Genomic DNA, 3,393 nt, shown 5'->3' with positions numbered 1-3,393 from the left:
CTCCGGAATGAGTGAGCGATAAGCCATCACAACCACTCGCGTGAGCGTGGGTGATGGCTTATCGCTCACCCCGCGAAAAAGCGTCCGGTTGGCGCGGAAATCAATTCTACTTGCCGGTTTAGAGCACATCATAAATCAACCCTAGACTTCAACATAGCCTACTTAAAAAAGTAAGACCCTAACTTAAATTGAGAAGGCCAGCCTATTGTAGTAAAATAAGTAAGAACGGATGAAAGGAAGATTAATATGCCAACACCAAGCATGGAAGACCATATAGAACAAATTTATATACTTATTGAACAGAAGGGTTATGCTCGTGTGTCTGACATTGCAGAAGCATTATCAGTACTGCCATCTTCGGTAACCAAAATGGTTCAGAAATTAGATAAAGATGGGTTTTTAATATATGAAAAATATCGTGGACTTACTCTAACAAACAAAGGGATGAAGCTAGGGAAAAAGCTAGTAAAGCGTCATGAATTGTTAGAGGATTTTTTACGTTTAATCGGTGTAGAAGAAGAGAATATTTATGCAGACGTAGAAGGAATAGAACATCATTTAAGCTGGAACTCTATAGACCGAATTTCAGACTTAGTTCTTATATTAGAAGACGATACTTCTATTCAAACAAAGCTACTAGAGCTAAGAAGAGACTTAAACGACTAAATGTAATGACTATAAAAGTTTATCTTACAATTGAATAGGTTATAAGGGAATTAGAAAAGGTACATACACTTACAACTTAAACGAATTCAAATCATATATTTGGAAAAGAATATAAGTAAGCTACACTAAATCTCCGAAATAGGAGAACACTCTCATTTTACGGAGTTAACAAAACTATAGATTTATAAATAGTAGGTAAAGACCAACCAAAAGTATGGTCAGAAGGAGAGCGGTAACTTTGACAGAATTATTATCAGGTGAAATTTTAAAATTACAAGTAAAATCCAAGGAAGGATCCAAATGGATTCTTCAGCATAAAGACACGGAAATAGCTTTAAATGCTTCGGAGGCGCCAGAGGAACTAAAAGAGGATGATACACTTGTGGTTTTCCTATTTGTGGATAGAAGAGGTAATCTATCTGCAACTACTCAGCTACCTTCCATTCAAAAAGGGACATATGGCTGGGCAAGAGTGATTAAGGTTTCAGATAAAGAAGGTGCATTCGTCGATATTGGCACTTCAAAAGAGGTTCAGGTAAAGGCTGAGGATCTACCAAAGATAAAAGAGTTATGGCCTGCTCAAGGAGATCATCTCTATATGACCCTACGTACGGATAGAGAAGGGGAGCTTTTTGGACGATTGGCAACAGAAGATCGTGTAGAGGAGCTATACATTGATGCACCAACTACTCTTTTAAATAGCAACCTGCAAGCTAGACCGTATCGACTCCTACCTGTAGGCACCTTTTTGCTAAGTGTCCCGGAAAACTATCGCGTTTTTGTTCATGAATCTGAACGTGTAGAAGAACCAAGATTAGGACAAGACCTAACTGTTCGTATCATTGATACTAAGGACGACGGCTCGCTAAATGGATCATTATTACCTAGAAAGCATGAGCGTTTAGGTGACGATGCAGAGTCAATCTATCGTTATTTAAATGATGTTGGTGGTAAAATGCCATTTACGGATAAATCATCACCTGAGGAAATTAAAGAAATGTTTTCGATGAGTAAGGCAGCCTTTAAACGTGCCCTAGGTAAACTAATGAAAGAAAAGAAAATTATTCAACAGGACGGCTGGACTGAATTGAAGCAATAGGATTAGATAATAAGGAGGAAAAGCATCGATAATTATCGGAACTTTTTACTCCTTTTTACGTACTAATGATAGTACCAACCAAGAGAAAGGGGTTTTAGGGGAATGAAAAAAGTGGTACAAGTATGGTTAGCTATTTTTCTTGTTGTAGGAGTTTTAGCCAATTCCAATGTTGCGTTGGCAGATACAAATGGAGAAACAGGAACCGAAGTAGTCAATGAAAAATTTGGTGCACCGATTGTTGTATACGGAGGCAACCTGACTGACGACCAAAAGAAAAGTGTAAGAGAAAGCTTAAAAATTACAGATAAATCAGATGTACAAGAAATTGTTGTGACAGGAAAAGATTTAGCCACCTATTTAAAAGATGGTGATGCCTCAGCAAGAATGTTCTCATCTGCAAAAATAACTAGAAAAGATTCAGGTTCGGGTCTTGTTATTAACATAGTGACACCTGATGACATTACAGAAGTAACTGCTGATATGTATGCTAATGCAATGCTTACAGCAGGAATTGAGGATGCGGTGGTAGATATTGCAGCTCCAAAGCCGGTAACAGGACATTCTGCTCTAGTTGGTATTTACAAAGCCTATGAAGTTACTGGTGGAGAGCTAGACCCAGAACGTACAGATGTAGCAAATGAAGAGTTATCAGTGGCAACGATTCTTTCTAAGGATGCTGGAGTAAACGAAGAAGAGGTTACAGAGCTTTTAACAGAAATTAAAAAGCAAATTGCTGAGCAAAACCCTGCTTCTCGTGAAGAAGTAGAGAAAATAGTTTCGGAACAGCTTTCCAAATTGAAGATTGAGCTATCAGATAAAGATCGTCAATTGTTAATTGACCTGATGGACCGTATTCGTCAGTTGGACATCGATTTCAGTAAGTGGTCAGATCAGTTAAATGACTTTAGTAAAACTATTGAAGAGAAGTTTAATCAAATAAAAGATAACGAAGGATTTTGGCAAAGTGTAAAAGATTTTTTCAATAATCTAATCGATTCTATTCGTTCCGTTTTTAGTTAAATGGAACCTTAGGAGTCGCTGGTTCCTCTCTAAACAATGAGAATAGAGAAATTTTAATTAGAAATCAGTTACCTTTAAAAGAATTATAGGCGTGAAATCAATTTGCTGATTTCACGTCTTTTAATTTTTCTAATAGTTATGTCTCATCCTCTTACTACAAATAAGTTAGAAATTTGCATTAAAAAATTGTATTTGATAAAATAGGTATTATAAATATCTCGAATTCGAGATAAATGGAGGTCATCATATGAAATTGGCTGGAATTCACCATGTTTCTGCTATAAGCGCTGATATAAGTAAAAATCATGATTTTTTTACAAGGATATTGGGGATGCGTTTGGTTAAAAAAAGTGTAAATCAGGATAATCCATCATCGTATCATTTGTTTTATGCTGATGCAGTAGGGACTCCTGGAACGGATATGACGTATTTTGACATACCAATGGCAGGGAGAACATATCCTGGAGTGTCGAGCATTAGTAACACGGGGCTTCGTGTAAAAAGTGAGACAGCTTTGCAATTTTGGAAAAAGAGATTTCAGGATCTTGAAGTTCCTCATAATGAAATTTCCGAAATGTTTGGTAGAAAAACTCTATATTTTGAGGATT

The 3,393-nt window shown here is 36.7% G+C and carries 4 protein-coding genes; all 4 read left to right on the top strand.

Annotated features, from left to right (window positions below):
• Window positions 1-246: 246 nt before the first annotated feature.
• Entirely contained in the window at window positions 247-666 is a 420-nt protein-coding gene (gene mntR, locus AC06OU_RS14135; protein ID WP_169361364.1) for a transcriptional regulator MntR, read from the top strand.
• Window positions 667-904: 238 nt separating this feature from the next.
• On the top strand, window positions 905-1,765 hold the full coding sequence (locus tag AC06OU_RS14130) for a CvfB family protein (RefSeq protein WP_475856622.1): 861 nt from the start codon (window positions 905-907) through the stop codon (window positions 1,763-1,765).
• Between the two features lie 102 nt (window positions 1,766-1,867).
• Entirely contained in the window at window positions 1,868-2,785 is a 918-nt protein-coding gene (locus AC06OU_RS14125) for a DUF1002 domain-containing protein (RefSeq protein ID WP_475856621.1), read from the top strand.
• Between the two features lie 247 nt (window positions 2,786-3,032).
• The coding region (locus tag AC06OU_RS14120) for a VOC family protein (protein ID WP_475856619.1) at window positions 3,033-3,393 on the top strand (361 nt) is incomplete at its 3' end.

The organism is Psychrobacillus sp., assembly GCF_056205495.1.
The sequence above is the reverse complement of the archived record's forward strand: the minus strand, read 5'-3'. Positions and strand labels throughout refer to the sequence as shown.

Bases quoted from the DNA above. Each gene is read 5' to 3' on its own strand.
- mntR (WP_169361364.1), top strand. From the start codon at position 247: ATGCCAACACCAAGCATGGAAGACCATATAGAACAAATTTATATACTT.
- AC06OU_RS14125 (WP_475856621.1), top strand. From the start codon at position 1,868: ATGAAAAAAGTGGTACAAGTATGGTTAGCTATTTTTCTTGTTGTAGGA.